This window comes from Sphingobacterium sp. N143 (genome assembly GCF_030325625.1).
Lineage (GTDB): Bacteria > Bacteroidota > Bacteroidia > Sphingobacteriales > Sphingobacteriaceae > Sphingobacterium.
This window is the reverse complement of the sequence record NZ_JACAIS010000001.1, coordinates 210,168-224,716: the sequence shown is the minus strand read 5'-3', so window position 1 is coordinate 224,716 and position 14,549 is coordinate 210,168. Positions and strand designations below refer to the sequence as shown.

Here is a 14,549-nt window from a genome sequence, read left to right as displayed (position 1 = left end):
ATGAAAGTTTTATTCGAATTAAATACATATAAAAAGATAGCTCTTTTATCGATCGCGATGCTATCTATTCAACAGGTTGAAGCTAAAATTTCGGTTTCATATCCCCTGTATGCTGTTCCAGATTCTGTGGGAACGGAAATGATCAATGGAGAAGAATACGTTCTTTTTAAAATTGAAAAAGGAGATAATTATTATCAATTAAGTAAAAAATACAAAACCACGGTAGGACAATTGACCAAAATAAATGGCAATGGTACCTTAAGTCTTGGCCGGATCGTCAAGGTACCGACAGGCCGCAAAGCCAAGCCGGTCAACAACAATATCTCAAGTAACAACGGTCCGCAAAATCCCCGCAATCCACAACAGGGTTATACAGCCTATATTGTGGGAGAGAAAGAAACACTCTACGCCATATCCAAGCGATTCAGTATCTCAGTAGAAGACATCAAAAGGGCCAATAATCTCAGCAATAACAACATTAGCGGTGGTATGAAATTAATGATTCCAAACAAACCTTTACCACCGGAAAGGCCTAAATTAGTCGAACCAACGGGAATAGAAGTCATTACTGATTCGACTCAAGATGATGATAAAGAAGCCCATCAAATTTCTACCAATCGCTATGGTATACGTGAAAAATCGGAACGTGGTATCGGTGTTTGGATGGATGGATTGTCTTCACAAGGAACAAGCAATCTGGCTCTTCATAAAAGTGCGCCAGTGGGTACCATCCTTAAGATCACCAATCCAATGACCAAAAGTGTCACTTATGCAAAAGTAGTCGGTAAGTTCAATGACAATGCAGAAAACCAAAACGCCATTGTCGTGTTATCAAAGTCTGCAGCAGCGAGTATTGGAGCGCTGGACAAACGCTTTCAGGTAGAAATTGCCTACGGACTGCCTTTAGAAAATTAATCGAAATAAAATAGCGCTTACCGCATAAGATAAGAATGAACAACAAACCATATGTTATAGGGATTGCCGGAAGTAGTGGTTCTGGGAAAACATTTTTTTTAAATAGTTTTCTGAAACATTTTAAAAAAGAAGAGGTTACTTTAATTTCCCAAGATGATTATTATATTCCTGCCAATACAAAAACACAGGAAGAAAACAGGCTTTATAATTTTGATATCCCAACATCCATAGACCGGGCGGCTTTTTATAAGGATATTAAAGCCCTTTTTAATGGAGAAACCATATTTAAAGAGGAATATACGTTCAACAACCCCGCTTTAACGCCAAAAATATTAGAAATAAAGCCAGCTCCTATATTGATTATTGAAGGCTTATTCATTTTTTATTATACAGAGGTCAATGATCTCATCGACCACAAAATATTTTTAAGTGCCAATCAGGACATTGCTTTAAGACGGAGGCTACATCGCGATTTAGTAGAACGGGGTTATTTTGAAGACGATGTCATGTATAAATGGGAAAATCATGTTCTTCCATCTTATAAAGAATATTTATTACCTTTCCAGGACTCCTGCGATCAGGTCATCTTTAACAATACAGACGAACCCGAACCTATTTGGGACATTACCAATCAGATTTCTGAAGAGCTAAAAGCAAAGCTCAATTTATCCTAGGGCTAGCGCTGCTATAAAAGTTAAACAGGGGGCAAGGTCCCCCTCACTTGCTTAACTTTCATCATCTGTATCACTTATTTATTGACATCTAGACTTTAAATCCTTATCTTTGCGCCACGAAACAAATCCATCATAATGAACCATCCTGTAAAGATCAAAAATGCATTGGTTTCAGTCTATTATAAAGACGGCCTGGCTCCTTTAGTTCAATTATTAAACAAGTACGGTGTCACGTTCTATTCTACGGGTGGAACAGAAACATTTATCAAAGATTTAGGTATAGATGTAGTTCCCGTTGAAGACCTGACAAGCTATCCTTCGATTTTGGGGGGGCGTGTGAAAACGCTACATCCGAAAGTATTCGGAGGGATTTTGGCCCGTCGTCCACTGGAATCAGATCAACAGCAACTTGCTCAATATGAAATACCTGAAATTGATTTGGTTATTGTGGATTTGTATCCATTTGAGGAAACAGTTGCTTCAGGAGCCGCTGAACAAGATATTATTGAGAAGATTGATATCGGTGGAATTTCATTAATACGTGCTGCCGCCAAAAATTTCAACGATGTGGTCATTATCTCCTCTAAAAATGACTATCAAGAACTGGAAGAAATTTTGGCAAGCCAAGAAGGTAATACTTCTTTGGAGCAGCGTAAAGAGTTTGCTAAACGTGCGTTCAATACTTCATCCCATTACGATACTGCAATTTTCAATTATTTTAATCAAGAAAATCCAATTGAAGTATTCAAACAGTCAGAACAAAAAGCTCAAGTTTTGCGATATGGAGAAAATCCACACCAAAAAGGTGTTTTCTTCGGCGATTTGGACAATATGTTTGACAAGTTAAATGGCAAGGAATTATCATACAATAATCTGGTCGATGTGGATGCTGCCGTCGCCTTGATCGATGAATTTGCAGAACCTACATTCGCAATTTTAAAACATACCAATGCCTGTGGTGTTGCGTCGAGATCAACGATCAAACAAGCTTGGATCGATGCTTTGGCCTGTGATCCTGTATCTGCATTTGGTGGTGTTTTGATTACGAATGGTGAAGTTGATGCAGCAACAGCTACGGAGATCAATAAATTATTTTTCGAGGTATTGATCGCGCCTTCTTATACGCAAGAAGCTATCGACATCCTTACTGCAAAGAAAAATAGAATCATCCTGGTTCGCAAGGACGTAAAATTACCCGCTCAACAGTTCAAGACTTTGTTGAATGGAGTCATTCTCCAAGACAAGGACAATACGGTTGAAGGTCCTGAACAAATGGTTGCCGTGACAGCAGTAACGCCTACAGCGGAGCAACTGGAAGACTTATATTTTGCCAATAAAATTGTAAAACACACCAAGTCCAACACAATCGTATTTGCTAAAAATGGCACATTATTAGCATCAGGTGTGGGACAGACCTCTCGTGTTGATGCCTTAAAACAAGCGATTGAAAAAGCCGTATCTTTTGGCTTTGATCTTCAAGGATGCGCTATGGCATCGGATGCTTTCTTCCCTTTCCCTGATTGTGTTGAAATCGCTTCCGAAGCTGGTATCGCTGCTGTATTACAGCCTGGTGGTTCAATTAAAGATCAGCTATCCATTGATATGGCCAATGAAAAAGGTATTGCCATGGTGACCACTGGAGTCAGACATTTCAAACATTAAAATAATTTGACCTCTTCATAAAAAAAGCTACTTGAAAGTAGCTTTTTTTATATCCAACGGGGCAACATCTATTTTTAGTCCCTAGTTTCGTAGTTTAATTTTTCAACCTTGTACCTTTCTATTTCTTCAGCAAGTTTCCGGATGGCATATGCAACGACAGCAACATCATCTATCCAGCCGCTAACGATAATAAAATCCGGAATAGCATCTACCGGGGAAACCACATAGATAATTGTTGCGATGATGATGGAAAGATTCCAGCTGTTCATCTTGTATTTTCCAGTGATGGCATCCCGGCACATCGCGATCAGTAATTTAAAGTCCCCGACATAGCCACCTAGATTCTTTGCTTTAGACTCCGCCTGGACGAGCTCAGCTTCAGTAATCTTACGATGCCTAAATTGTTCAAACATCCCCTTGACAATCTTTTTAATTCTACTGTTCATAGCTCAAAATTATGATTATTTTTCTATTAACAAAGCCTATGCCCTTTTTACAGGATAGCGCTAAACGCGACGCAAAATCCCCAATAAACCCCGGCTCAACTCCGGACCTGGCTCAAAGAATTGCCGAAAAAATAGCAAAGTAAGTAAAAGGCAGCCTGCCAAATCCCTGACCTTATCAATTAACGCGTTGAAAAATATTCAGAAGATCGGTACTATGAATAAGAGTAAACCACAATTTTATTATTTTTATGCTTACTTGTAGCAAAGTGTGTGTCATCTCCGTATAATAGACAACACAAGCGCAATATGTGTCACACAGAAAATAGATTTTAATATTACACGGTTATGAAAAACTATAGATTATTTAATTTTATTGCTATTATCGCAACAACATTCTTTCTATCCAGTTGTCTAAAAGATAATGACGACCAACGAATTCCTGGAGCATTATTTACAATGGTCAACGGATATAATGATGCGAATGCGGTAGTTTATTACGCCGATGGGGGGGCTTTGCAAAACCCGTATTACCCCTTGGAATTTAAAAGTTATGCACAAGTTGGCTTATTCACCGGGGCACGAAAAATAGCCATCTCTGCAGAATACAACGAAGTTTTGCTAGACACCACAGTTACCGTCAAGGATAGTACCATTTATACCTCTTTTGTATATGGTACAAAAACCAAACCGGTACAAGTCATCACGACCGACCGGATCAATAAAGACATCAAGGAAAGCGAATCAGGTTTACGTTTCTTTAACTTTGCTGAGGGCACTGATCAGGTAACCCTGAAAATAGCTGATCAGCCTTCACCTGAGGAATGGAAAGACAGGGCACAGGAAACTCAAAATTCGGCAACAGCACACGAAGGATTTATCGCCCAGAAGAGTGGAACCTACACCGTCACAGCGAAAGACAAAGCAGGGAAAACGATTGCCAGCCGTAGTGGCATCAAATTGGCCGAAGGTTATTACTATTCGCTGATCTTGATCGGCAAACCCAATGATGAGAAAAGACCTCTTTATCTTGGCCTGGTAGCACAAGCTGCTAATTAAAATATCCCATATTTCTATATACAATACAAGAACGGCCGTCATGTCAATATGATGGCCGTTCTGTTGTATGAATCCGGGGATTCCTGCAAATATTATTCATCAGCATCTATAATCTATGGATTCTCTTTAGGAGCTACCTTGGAGATGACATAGATATCCTCATTCTCTTTCTTCATTTTATATTTTTCTCTTGCGATACGTTGTACCTCTTGAGGATTTGATCTGATGTCATTGATTGTTTTTATAATGGCTGCATTCTCCTTCAAATAAAAAGAACGCTCACTTTCCAAATTAGCTTTCTGCTTCTGATAACTATATTGTGTGGCAAAGTCATTTCTATCAAAAAATAACATCCATACCAAGAAAGCCAAGGTGGCTAACAAATACTTATTTCTTACTAAAGACCATAATCGTTGCATAGGACAAAAATATTAATTAGCTGTTGTATTCAGGCTATTTCTTCCAAAGTTAAACATCTTCGATAAAGATATGGAATAATGCGTTCAAATTCATCATATCCCTAGAATAATCTTATCTTTAACAGTTCAAAAAATTATTTCATGAAATACTATCTTATTGCTGGTGAAACTTCAGGAGATTTACATGGTGCAAATTTAATCAAAGCTTTAAAAAGAGAGGATCCCGATGCGACATTCAACATTGTGGGTGGCGACCAGATGGAGGCAGAAGCTGGGGCTAAAGCACTGATACATACTTCAGAGATGGCTTTTATGGGTTTTGTTGAGGTTGTGAAAAACCTGGGCAAAATCTCCAGAAATCTTAAGATTGTAAAAAATGACCTTTTGAAAGAGCGGCCAGATACCGTTATCTTAATTGATTTCCCTGGTTTCAATTTAAAAATAGCCGATTTTGCAAAAAAAAATGGGATCAAAACCTGCTATTATATTTCGCCTAAAGTGTGGGCCTGGAACCAAAGCCGGGTCAAAAAAATCAAACGGGTTGTTGACCATATGTTCTGTATATTGCCCTTTGAAGTAGATTTTTACAAAAAATGGCGGATGCCGGTCGATTATGTGGGCAACCCCTTGCTGGATGCTATTTCAGCTTATAAATTCAACCCACAGTTCAGGGAAGAAAATGGTTTTACAGACAAACCCCTGATTGCATTGTTACCGGGCAGCAGGGAAATGGAGATTTCGAGACTTCTCCCTATCATGGCGGAGCTACCTTATTTTTTCCCTGTTCATCAGTTTGTTATCGCCGGTGCCCCAAATTTTGACGAATCCTATTACAAACAATTCTTCAAAGGCATTGACATTCCGGTCCTCTTCAATCAAACATACGATATCCTTAACAATGCTGAGGCTGCCGTAGTGACCAGTGGCACAGCAACACTGGAGACCGGTATTTTAAAGGTCCCCCAGGTCGTCGTATACAAAGCAAATGCATTATCGATATGGATAGCTAAGCTGGTTATCAAAGTCAAGTTTATCTCCTTGGTCAATCTGATCAACAACTTTTTATCCGTTCGGGAACTCATTCAGGAAGACTGTACAGCCTATGATGTATCCTATGAAGTCGGTGAGCTGATCAATAACAAGTCACATCGTGCAAGTGTTATGGAAAATTATGATATACTGGCCGAGAAATTAGGAACACCAGGAGCTTCAGAAAAAACAGCAAAATTAATTGTAAAATATCTTGCTAAAAATTAAACTCTTTTGTTTCTTATTTGTCAAACTACTAGTTAGTTACAGTTAATTGTTTTTTTTATGAAAGCGAAATTCATATTAAGTCTTTTTCTCAGCTTTGCTCTCGCCATTGCAGGAAAAGCTCAGGAAACACAACATATCTCCAAACTTGAGATTGGAAAAAAGGCGAAGAAAAATATTGACAGTAAAGATTCTACTGTTGTCATTCACATTGATACTTTAATCATGAAGGATAAATCCACTTTATCTTTCTATGGTAAAAAAAATGTGAAGCTTACAATTGGCTATGCTGAAATTGGCAATAAAGCAACTTTCTACGGCACAGATGGCAAAAATAACGGTGCGAATTTTGACATCAACGCCAACTTTCAGGCCTTAGGCTCGCTCTATATTATTGCCAAAGGTGATGATGCCTTTAATGGTACGAAAACTTTTCCAAATGGAAATGGAGGGAAAGTGAAAGTTACATTAGCTACAGGGAGTATAAAGCCTCAGGTTACGGACAAAAAGGCGACAAATTATATCTATGGTGATGTTGCCGCAGGCGGTAAAGCTGTCAATGCGAACACAGACCTAAGAAATATTTATGACCGCATCAAAACTGCTCCAACAGGGCTCCGGGGTTTGCCTCAAGGGCAGATTTATTCAGGAAGTCCCGGCAACGAAGGTACATTTGAATTGATATCCACCTTATAACGATAAAGGCAATGCTGAGCAAAAGCAGCTGCATAACCTGATTGCTGCTGCTTTTTTGCATGGTATTTACTTAATTGCAGCCTCTCTTTTTAAGCTCATAGGCCAACACCAGGCGTGTCATCCGGTCGTATCTGGCCATCCCCTCTTTCTGATTATTATGGGTCAAATATTGATTATAGAACAAGCCCATCAGCTCATTGATCCAGCCCGTATAACGGCTCCAGTATAAGCGTTCTTCACTGATATCTGCCCGAACCAGCGCACTCAGTCGTGTGTGATAACTTTTTGCCAGGTCGGGATACATCCCTTGCAGTTCATGAAGCATATAAAGCGTGGTCTGCAAATAAGCTGAATAACGATAAAAAGCTTGCGGATGATACTGTAAGCGTACAAAAGCAACAAAATTGGCTTCGTCTTCAAATCCCAGCCCTTGTTGATGTGCCAGCTCATGGACATAAGTAAATGGGAAAGAAAAAACGGGCATAGCGCTGTTAACCTGTGCTTCATGGGTAAAGGGATTAAAATATCCGGACACTCCAAAATAGGAAACCATGGTACTGCTTAATGGTGATTTTGCCCTCACCTGGCTATTGGACAGAAATGAAGAAAATGTACTGTCCTTCAGAACCCATTTCGCCAGATCCTTTTGAATGATATCTTTCTTTTGGTTCCATTGTGCAGGGTCTACCTGTCCGCGCAATAGATTCGTGGTATCCAGATACTCTTCCAACACCATCAAGTAATCTGCCAAACGCAGGCTATCGACCTTTAAAGATGCATTCTCACTGATCGGTTTTCGGTAATAATTAAGTCCCCAGGAAATATAAAAGAAGATGTATAGTCCAAGCAACAGATTGATCGCAAACAAAAAAGTAGAGAAAGCTTTGCCCCAGTTCTTACGCCATAAGGTCAGTAACACCTGCCCTCCTAAGTAAAACAGGAAAATGACAACAGAAACATAAAATATATCACCAAAACTAAATGGGATATACCCCAAAATATAACTGGGGATATAGCCATAAAATCTGTAAAAATGTCGTGCATACCTCTCTTCTACCCATAAACTATTGTCTTCTATAGAGGATAATAGCAATAGGAGTCCCAGGAGCAATACTAAAATAAAAACCGCTATTTTACTGCGTTTTGCCATGACTGATCAGCTTTCATTTTCGAAATAGACCTTATAATAATTCATGCCTTTTTCCTCATCAAATCCTTTTTCCAGATACTCGCGCTTTCCATGGACATAGATATGAAAATTCTTATCCAGTTTCAGTACCGATTTGTAAGAGGATTCCATCTTTTTCACGGCTTTATCCGCAATTTCAAAGCTCGCCTGAAAAGGGGAATCAAATTCATCTTCAAAGCCAGCCCTAAAATCCTGGAACAGGGCAATCGCCTGCGGATTACCCAGCACTTCCTCTTCGAATTCCTCTTGTACGAAGGTCTCTTTTTCTTTAAAATAATTCATGCTCTTGTTCATGAGGTCGATCTTATCTGCCTTTTCCAACTCGAAGGTCTCTTCCAGTTTCTCTTGAACAAAATTTTTATAAACTTTTAAATAGTTTCCTGTCTGATTAAAATGATCATTTCGTACACGTACCTGCAGAAACTCATCCTTCCAGTATACGGCCTCCTGCTGCCGGTTGGTCTGATCCAGTACAAGAACCTTATATCCTTCCTCTTCCTCCACATTGACAATAATACAGCCTTTGTCCAGCTTGTTAATATTGATCGCTTCCTGTTCATATTCCAGCATAAAAGCCCCCTGCTCGGGGTACACTTTCAGATAAGTCTCTTTATTCTCGGACTTAAATATTCCGATGGCATCGTGCTCCTCCCCTTCAATCTGCACATTTTTCAGCGCAACAACATACACTTCCCCTGCTTTGATCTTCGGGTGGTTGGATACCTCATAAAGATGTTTGGAAATCTGCTGGGAGAAATCATGAAACGGAAGTTGTTCCTTGAAATATTGACGGACAAAATAAAACACCTCGTTCAAGTCCAGTTCTTCATTCGGGTGATACAGACGATATACTTCGTTGACTTTCGCAAAAGGGCTCATAAAATATTGCATCAAAAGTCCTGGAAGGACTTCATCCCCTTCAAGAGGTACAGGGGCATCCGACAATATATAAAATTCATCCTGTGCTTTGTTTCCGACTCGGTGGATGGATAATGCTTCAAATGTTGCGTCTTGGTGAAAAAACATATTCTTATTTTATAAATTATATAAATCTATTGCTATTTTAAATGTCTGGCAATGGGCATTGACAATATCTTTGATCTGCGGTGAATATCCTCCTCCCATACTAACCTGAACTGGAACATGGTAATGACGACAGGTGCTGAACACCAATTCGTCCCGAATGCCACAGGTTCTGGGGCTCAGGTTCAGTTTTCCTAATTTATCCGTGGCCAAGATATCTACACCAGCCTGATAGAACACAAAATCAGGTCTGATATGACTGAACAAAACCACCAGGTTCTCTTCCAAGATCCTTAGGTAATCCACATCTGCAATGTGATCAGCAAGACCAATATCCAGGTAGGAGCGCTGCTTGATAAAAGGATAATTTTTCTCCCCATGCATAGAAAATGTAAATACCTGTGGATGTCCTTTAAAGATATGTGCCGTGCCGTTCCCCTGGTGTACATCTAGATCGATGATCAAAATACGCTGAGCCAACTTCTGCTCCAACAAATAGCCCGCAGCAGTAGCCTGGTCATTCATCAGACAAAATCCTTCACCAAAGTCATAACCCGCATGATGTGTTCCTCCGGCAATCGTAAATGCCACCCCATATTGCTGTGCATATCTCGCTGCTTGGATCGTTCCATCCAAAATATAGCGTTCTCGGTCAACGAGGCTCTTGCTCAATGGAAAACCTATTCTCCGTACCATTTTGGCATCTAAAGTCAGATCGAAAAGCTGTTCTATATAATGTGGATCATGTACCAGGCAACAGGTCTCAAAACTTGCCAGTTCTGGACTAAAAAAATTACGATCATTGGCTATCCCTTCATGTTTCAGCTGTAAAGGGATCAACTCATATTTCAGCATCGGAAAACGATGCCCTTCTTTGACCGGATGAATAAATTCTGGGCGAAAAGCTATTTTGAGCACCTTGATATCTTATTTTAATTCATGCGAAGATAAGAAAAAGATATTTTGGAGTTGTATCGGAAAAAGGGCATCTTTGAATAACAGACCTGCAGGTCCCTGTTAACGGAAACATGGCATCAAGCCGATATTCAATCATAGATTTATATTCTTGAACAATCAAATGGAAACTATTAATTTGCCTCAACTGTCTGCCATGGAACAACGTGTCCTTGGATCACTTATCGAAAAATCAAAGGTAACGCCAGAATATTACCCCATGACAATCAACAGTTTGCAGGCCGCGTGTAACCAAAAAACTTCCCGGAAGCCGGTTGTTCAATATACCGATGAGGACATTGTGAATACCTTGGACATACTAAAGAAAAAGGGACTCATTTCAACTGTTGTCGGTGGTGGCTCCCGTGTGACAAAATATAAGCACAATGTTGCGATACAATTTCCACTCGTCCCATCAGAACTGACAATTATCTGCCTATTGCTCCTCCGTGGCCCCATGACTGCGGGTGAGATCAATTCAAACTCCGGACGGCTTTATGAATTTGAATCATTGCAGGATATCAATGATCAATTGGAAAAACTAGTGCAGGAAGGTTATCTGGCTGTGCTCCCAAAACAAGCAGGACATAAAGAGGTACGTTATATTCATTTACTTGGCGAAGTCAATCTGGAAACGTTTGAAAACACCGCTACGGCCCAGCCATCAGCCAACGATCAGGCGCTTCTGGAACGCATTGGACAATTAGAGCATGAAGTTGCGGAATTAAAACAAAAACTGCAAGAATTGTGGGACGAACTACATTAATTATATGATTCAAACAACAGGTTCAGAAAACAGATTATCCAATGCCACATTGTGGCTCATGACCATCGCAACGGGCTTGGTCGTCGCCAATAATTATTACAACCAACCCCTGCTTGGCCTAATTGCCAAAGATCTCGATGTAGATGAAGCTACCGTCAGCAATTCAGCCATGCTGACCCAAATCGGATATGCCTGTGGATTGCTGCTGATCGTTCCTTTGGGCGACATGTTTAGCAGGAAGAGTATGATTCTGATCGATTTCGTATTCATTATTCTTTCTTTGGCAGGAATGGCTTTGTCTACTTCCATTACGGCTATCCTGATCTTCAGTTTTTTGATTGGGTTCACCTCTGTTATTCCCCAGATTTTCGTGCCCATGGCTGCTGAGCTGGCCTCAAAAGAAAAACAAGGATCAGCCATCGGCATGGTGATGTCAGGACTGTTGATAGGAATATTACTTTCCAGGGTAGTCAGTGGATTTGTGGGCTCTTACTTGGGTTGGCGTGAGATGTATTGGATCGCAACAGCAATTATGCTTGTCACAGCAATTGCCATTGCAGTGAAACTCCCGGAAGTCCTACCTAACTTTAAAGGTACCTACCAACAGCTCATGCGATCTGTATGGAACTTTGCTAAAAGCCAGCCCGTACTTCAACTGGCCTCATTTCGTGGCGCCATGGGATTTGGAGCTTTTTCAGCATTTTTCACGACGCTGGTATTTCACCTTGAAGGTCCTCCTTTTTTCGCTGGTGCAGCCACAGCCGGGGCATTTGGCCTTGTCGGTGCCTGCGGCGCTTTGGCAGCAGCTTTCGTCAATAGAATGACCGTTTACATAAACAAAGCAAAAATCATCTTATACGCCATCTTATTGATACTGCTGAGCTGGTTCCTGTTCGCCATTTTCGGCAATTATTATTGGGGACTGATTCTGGGCGTCATCCTGATTGACCTGGGGCTGCAGTCCATGCATATCTTGAACCAAAGTGATTTTTACGCTTTAAATCTGGGTGCCAACAATCGCTTAAACACGGTATATATGGTCAGTTATTTTATTGGGGGCTCAACAGGCACTTTTTTTGCGGCTCAAGCGTGGCAGCATTTCCAATGGCCTGGTGTGATCGCCGTAGGTACCGGCTATACACTATTGGCTTTGTTGTCACATCTGTTATTTGATCATAAATTAAGAAAGAAATGATATGAAATTTGGCCAAGTAGACCATCCCGAAGAAATTGACTTTACCCTTCCCCCCACAGCAGCTGAAACATTAGGGTTACTACAACATTTCAAAAATAATCAGCCCTTCGAAGTATATGTGGGCTGTGCTAAGTGGAATAAACAGGATTTAAAAGGCTTCTATCCCAGGGGGACGAAAGATGAGCTGGTATACTATTCCACTCAATTCAACAGCATCGAACTGAATGCAACCTTCTACAATTCCCCGAGCTTGGAACAAGTAGAAACCTGGAAGAAAAAGACTCCGGATGATTTCAAGTTTTTCCCAAAAGTCCCACAGTCGATCAGCCATTTCAGCAGGTTGCTCAACACGGCAGATAAGGTAAAATTATTTACGGATGCCATCCGCCGATTTGACGAAAAACTAGGCATGGTTTTTCTGCAGATGCACGACAACTACAGTCCCAAGGATATGGCCCGCTTGAAATTATTTTTGCATGACTGGCCAAAAGAGGTCCCACTAGCCTTGGAGGTAAGAAACCGCGACTGGTTTTCGAAACCGGAGGTAACGAAAGAGCTCTATGCGTTGCTGGAAGAAACCCAAGTTACCAATGTACTGGTTGACACGGCCGGCAGAAGGGATATGCTCCACATGCGTTTGACCAGCCCCATCGCTTTTGTTCGTTATGTGGGAGCCAACCATCCTTCGGATTATGAGCGCCTGGATCAGTGGATCGACCTGTTAAAGCTTTGGCGTGACAATGGGCTACAGAAATTATATTTCTTTATCCATCAAAATATCGAGGTTGAATCACCTTTACTTGCGGCTCATTTTATCAAAAAAATGAACGCTACGTTTGGCCTGAATTTAAAGTATCCCAATAAAAATGGAAGCCAAAACAGCTTATTTTAATACTGGGAATCATCTGGATATATTGACAACATAAAAAAGGTCGAAGTATAAACTTCGACCTTTTTCATTTGCTGTAATCCGCAGCTTATTTTTTTGCGTATTTAAAATCTTTACCGATAAAACGGGCATTGCCACCCAATTCTTCTTCGATGCGCAACAATTGATTGTATTTAGCCATACGGTCAGAACGAGATGCAGAACCTGTTTTGATCTGGCCACAATTCAATGCAACAGCCAAATCAGCGATTGTAGCATCTTCAGTTTCACCGGAACGGTGCGACATCACTGAAGTATATCCAGAATTCTGAGCTAAAGTCACTGCATTGATTGTTTCTGTCAACGAACCAATTTGGTTTACTTTTACCAAAATAGAGTTTGCTGTATCTGTATCGATTCCCTGTTGAAGGCGTTTCGTATTTGTTACAAAAAGATCGTCCCCCACAAGTTGTACATGGTCACCGATTTTCTCAGTCAATGTTTTCCAGCCAGCCCAATCATCTTCAGCCATACCATCTTCGATCGAGATAATTGGGTATTTAGCCGTTAACTCTGCTAAATAGCCTGCTTGTTCTTCGCTTGTACGTACAGCACCCTTATCACCTTCAAACTTCGTGTAATCATATTTACCATCTTTGTAGAACTCAGATGACGCACAATCCAAGGCCAAACAGATATCCTGTCCTGGTTTGTAACCTGCAGTTTCAATTGCTTTCAATACAGTTTCGATCGCATCTTCTGTACCTTCAAAAGTCGGTGCAAACCCACCTTCATCACCTACAGCAGTAGAAAGATTTCTATCGTGCAAGATTTTCTTCAAGGTATGGAAAACCTCAGCTCCCCAGCGCAGTGCTTCTGAGAAAGAAGGGGCACCTACTGGCATAATCATGAATTCCTGGAATGCGATAGGCGCATCAGAGTGAGATCCACCGTTGATGATATTCATCATTGGAATAGGCAGGGTATTGGCGTTCACACCACCGATGTAACGATACAAAGGTTGACGAGACTCTTGAGCAGCTGCTTTTGCCACCGCCAAAGAAACGCCTAAAATAGCATTTGCACCTAAATTCCCTTTATTTTCACTACCGTCTAAATCAATCATGATCTTATCAATGGCATTTTGTTCGAAAACATCCACACCTTCCAAAGCTTTCGCAATTTTGGTATTCACATTTTCAACTGCTTTCAAGACACCCTTACCCAAGTAGGTTGACTTGTCGCCATCGCGCAATTCTACTGCTTCGTGAACACCTGTTGAAGCACCTGAAGGAACAGCTGCACGACCAACAAAACCATTTTGTGTAGTAACATCTACTTCGATCGTAGGGTTACCGCGCGAATCCAAAATTTGACGCGCATGAACATCGATAATTAAACTCATCTCTTTATTAGACTATAATTTATTTTC

15 protein-coding genes are annotated in these 14,549 nt (G+C 40.7%); 9 read left to right on the top strand and 6 right to left on the bottom strand.

The features are described from left to right. The 3 genes from HX021_RS00865 (at nt 1) to purH (ending at nt 3,251) form a co-directional block, all read left to right on the top strand. Nucleotides 1-915 (top strand): LysM peptidoglycan-binding domain-containing protein, encoded by a 915-nt coding sequence (locus HX021_RS00865; RefSeq protein ID WP_286587577.1) that lies wholly within the window; start codon nt 1-3, stop codon nt 913-915. A gap of 35 nt (nt 916-950) precedes the next feature. Then, nucleotides 951-1,589, top strand: a complete 639-nt coding sequence (locus HX021_RS00860) for a uridine kinase family protein (RefSeq protein ID WP_286587575.1) — start codon at nt 951-953, stop codon at nt 1,587-1,589. A 135-nt stretch (nt 1,590-1,724) separates the two neighbouring features. Continuing rightward, nucleotides 1,725-3,251, top strand: coding sequence for a bifunctional phosphoribosylaminoimidazolecarboxamide formyltransferase/IMP cyclohydrolase (gene purH, locus HX021_RS00855; protein WP_286587573.1), 1,527 nt, complete (start codon nt 1,725-1,727; stop codon nt 3,249-3,251). Between the two features lie 74 nt (nt 3,252-3,325). On the opposite strand, the gene HX021_RS00850 is transcribed toward purH, so the two are convergent. Then, nucleotides 3,326-3,697: a YkvA family protein gene (locus HX021_RS00850; RefSeq protein WP_286587572.1), complete on the bottom strand. Its 372-nt coding sequence runs from the start codon at nt 3,695-3,697 to the stop codon at nt 3,326-3,328. A gap of 345 nt (nt 3,698-4,042) precedes the next feature. Between HX021_RS00850 and HX021_RS00845 the strand changes: the two genes are divergently transcribed. Beyond that, complete coding sequence (locus HX021_RS00845; RefSeq protein WP_286587570.1) at nt 4,043-4,753, top strand: DUF4397 domain-containing protein; 711 nt, start codon at nt 4,043-4,045, stop codon at nt 4,751-4,753. Between the two features lie 113 nt (nt 4,754-4,866). Here HX021_RS00845 and HX021_RS00840 read toward each other — a convergent pair whose 3' ends face one another. Then, complete coding sequence (locus tag HX021_RS00840; protein WP_286587569.1) at nt 4,867-5,172, bottom strand: FtsB family cell division protein; 306 nt, start codon at nt 5,170-5,172, stop codon at nt 4,867-4,869. A gap of 141 nt (nt 5,173-5,313) precedes the next feature. Between HX021_RS00840 and lpxB the strand changes: the two genes are divergently transcribed. Next, a complete protein-coding gene (lpxB, locus tag HX021_RS00835; RefSeq protein WP_286587568.1) occupies nt 5,314-6,429 on the top strand; it encodes a lipid-A-disaccharide synthase in 1,116 nt (371 codons plus the stop codon). Nucleotides 6,430-6,486: 57 nt separating this feature from the next. Next, nucleotides 6,487-7,122: a hypothetical protein gene (locus HX021_RS00830; RefSeq protein ID WP_286587566.1), complete on the top strand. Its 636-nt coding sequence runs from the start codon at nt 6,487-6,489 to the stop codon at nt 7,120-7,122. A gap of 70 nt (nt 7,123-7,192) precedes the next feature. Here the strand turns inward: HX021_RS00830 and HX021_RS00825 are convergent, their stop codons facing one another. Genes HX021_RS00825 through HX021_RS00815 form a run of 3 tightly spaced genes read right to left on the bottom strand, consistent with a single transcriptional unit; the run spans nt 7,193 to nt 10,252 of the window. Continuing rightward, nucleotides 7,193-8,272, bottom strand: coding sequence for a DUF3810 domain-containing protein (locus HX021_RS00825; protein WP_286587565.1), 1,080 nt, complete (start codon nt 8,270-8,272; stop codon nt 7,193-7,195). Between the two features lie 6 nt (nt 8,273-8,278). Further along, nucleotides 8,279-9,337: a nucleoid-associated protein gene (locus HX021_RS00820; protein WP_286587563.1), complete on the bottom strand. Its 1,059-nt coding sequence runs from the start codon at nt 9,335-9,337 to the stop codon at nt 8,279-8,281. Between the two features lie 9 nt (nt 9,338-9,346). Further along, a complete protein-coding gene (locus tag HX021_RS00815; protein ID WP_286587561.1) occupies nt 9,347-10,252 on the bottom strand; it encodes a histone deacetylase family protein in 906 nt (301 codons plus the stop codon). Nucleotides 10,253-10,412: 160 nt separating this feature from the next. Here HX021_RS00815 and HX021_RS00810 point away from each other — a divergent pair, with 160 nt between their 5' ends. The 3 genes from HX021_RS00810 to HX021_RS00800 are packed head-to-tail and all read left to right on the top strand — an operon-like array spanning nt 10,413 to nt 13,141. Next, the gene (locus HX021_RS00810; protein ID WP_286587560.1) at nt 10,413-11,054 is read left to right on the top strand and encodes a YceH family protein; all 642 of its coding nucleotides are present in this window, start codon (nt 10,413-10,415) and stop codon (nt 11,052-11,054) included. A gap of 4 nt (nt 11,055-11,058) precedes the next feature. Next, complete coding sequence (locus HX021_RS00805; RefSeq protein WP_286587559.1) at nt 11,059-12,249, top strand: MFS transporter; 1,191 nt, start codon at nt 11,059-11,061, stop codon at nt 12,247-12,249. 1 nt (nt 12,250) lies between these two features. Then, a complete protein-coding gene (locus HX021_RS00800; protein WP_286587558.1) occupies nt 12,251-13,141 on the top strand; it encodes a DUF72 domain-containing protein in 891 nt (296 codons plus the stop codon). 85 nt (nt 13,142-13,226) lie between these two features. Here the strand turns inward: HX021_RS00800 and eno are convergent, their stop codons facing one another. After that, nucleotides 13,227-14,522 carry a phosphopyruvate hydratase gene (gene eno / locus HX021_RS00795; protein ID WP_286587556.1) on the bottom strand — a complete coding sequence of 432 codons (1,296 nt, stop codon included), beginning with the start codon at nt 14,520-14,522 and terminating at the stop codon, nt 13,227-13,229. Nucleotides 14,523-14,549 lie beyond the last annotated feature (27 nt).

Bases quoted from the DNA above. Each gene is read 5' to 3' on its own strand.
- eno (WP_286587556.1), bottom strand. From the start codon at position 14,522: ATGAGTTTAATTATCGATGTTCATGCGCGTCAAATTTTGGATTCGCGC.
- HX021_RS00825 (WP_286587565.1), bottom strand. From the start codon at position 8,272: ATGGCAAAACGCAGTAAAATAGCGGTTTTTATTTTAGTATTGCTCCTG.
- HX021_RS00820 (WP_286587563.1), bottom strand. From the start codon at position 9,337: ATGTTTTTTCACCAAGACGCAACATTTGAAGCATTATCCATCCACCGA.
- HX021_RS00850 (WP_286587572.1), bottom strand. From the start codon at position 3,697: ATGAACAGTAGAATTAAAAAGATTGTCAAGGGGATGTTTGAACAATTT.
- purH (WP_286587573.1), top strand. From the start codon at position 1,725: ATGAACCATCCTGTAAAGATCAAAAATGCATTGGTTTCAGTCTATTAT.
- HX021_RS00840 (WP_286587569.1), bottom strand. From the start codon at position 5,172: ATGCAACGATTATGGTCTTTAGTAAGAAATAAGTATTTGTTAGCCACC.
- HX021_RS00810 (WP_286587560.1), top strand. From the start codon at position 10,413: ATGGAAACTATTAATTTGCCTCAACTGTCTGCCATGGAACAACGTGTC.
- HX021_RS00830 (WP_286587566.1), top strand. From the start codon at position 6,487: ATGAAAGCGAAATTCATATTAAGTCTTTTTCTCAGCTTTGCTCTCGCC.
- HX021_RS00860 (WP_286587575.1), top strand. From the start codon at position 951: ATGAACAACAAACCATATGTTATAGGGATTGCCGGAAGTAGTGGTTCT.
- lpxB (WP_286587568.1), top strand. From the start codon at position 5,314: ATGAAATACTATCTTATTGCTGGTGAAACTTCAGGAGATTTACATGGT.
- HX021_RS00845 (WP_286587570.1), top strand. From the start codon at position 4,043: ATGAAAAACTATAGATTATTTAATTTTATTGCTATTATCGCAACAACA.
- HX021_RS00865 (WP_286587577.1), top strand. From the start codon at position 1: ATGAAAGTTTTATTCGAATTAAATACATATAAAAAGATAGCTCTTTTA.
- HX021_RS00805 (WP_286587559.1), top strand. From the start codon at position 11,059: ATGATTCAAACAACAGGTTCAGAAAACAGATTATCCAATGCCACATTG.
- HX021_RS00800 (WP_286587558.1), top strand. From the start codon at position 12,251: ATGAAATTTGGCCAAGTAGACCATCCCGAAGAAATTGACTTTACCCTT.